Genomic DNA, 899 nt, shown 5'->3' on the forward strand with positions numbered 1-899 from the left:
GAGACCACGATTTGTCTTCCTAAGACCGCTTGGCCTCCGACTTCGCGCGCGCGCCGGCGGCGGCGCGCTCCCGTCGGCGGTGTGCAGCCGCCCGCGCTGCGCGGCGACCACGCGCACCGGCACGAGCGTCGGCCCGACGCGCGTCCAGATGATGACGGTGGTGCTCCCCGCGGCCCGCGCGACCGCCCGCCCCGGCTCGACGACGAGGACGCGCGGGTCGTCGGCGCCCCACCGCACGTCGCGCGCGATCGAGTCGGGAAGCCCGGCGGGGAACGCCGGCGGCGCCAGCGCCAGCGTGTCGCCGACGGCGACGGTATGCGCGGGGCGCCTCGTCGTGACGCGGCGGAACGTCCCCGGGGGCCACTTGGTGGAGTCGGACCACCACGGCTTCCCGCGCTGGGCGAGCGCCGGTGTGGCGAGCAGGAGGAAGAGGAGGGCGGCGCGGAACAACGGGAGTCGCTACGGCGGGAGTCGCGAGGGCGGGAGTGGTGACGGCGTACCCCCGGCGCGCACCCGCAGTTCGCGGCCGCGACTCCCGCCGTGCCGACTCCCGCCGTGCCGACTCCCGCTCTACCCGGCCTTCCGCACCCGATTCGCCCGCGCGTAGACCCCCGGCGTCACGCCGACGACGCGCCGGAATCGCCGCGTGAGATGGCTCTGGTCGGCGAACCCGGTGGCGAACGCGACGTCGGCGATGGGGTCGCCGCGGCGGAGGCGCGACTTCGCCTGCTCGACGCGCACCAGCTCGAGGTAGGCGTGCGGGGGGAGCCCGACCTCGGCGCGGAAGGCGCGGGCGAGGCGCGCCGGGGCGAGCTGGGCGGCGTCGGCCAGCGCGGCGAGCGAGAGCGGGCGCGCGAACCCCTCGCCGAGCAGCGCGCGCGCGGCGAGGGCGGCGCTCG

Annotated in this window: 2 protein-coding genes; both read right to left on the reverse strand. The window is 77.9% G+C overall.

Annotation, left to right across the window (positions count from 1 at the left end):
* Nucleotides 1-450 (reverse strand): hypothetical protein (locus PYV61_RS25930; RefSeq protein ID WP_275836780.1); only part of this gene is annotated, 450 nt, incomplete at its 3' end.
* Nucleotides 451-570: 120 nt separating this feature from the next.
* Nucleotides 571-899, reverse strand: a 329-nt coding sequence (locus tag PYV61_RS25935; protein ID WP_275836781.1) for a helix-turn-helix transcriptional regulator, incomplete at its 5' end; no start/stop codon positions are given.

The organism is Roseisolibacter sp. H3M3-2, assembly GCF_029211165.1.
Lineage (GTDB): Bacteria > Gemmatimonadota > Gemmatimonadetes > Gemmatimonadales > Gemmatimonadaceae > Roseisolibacter.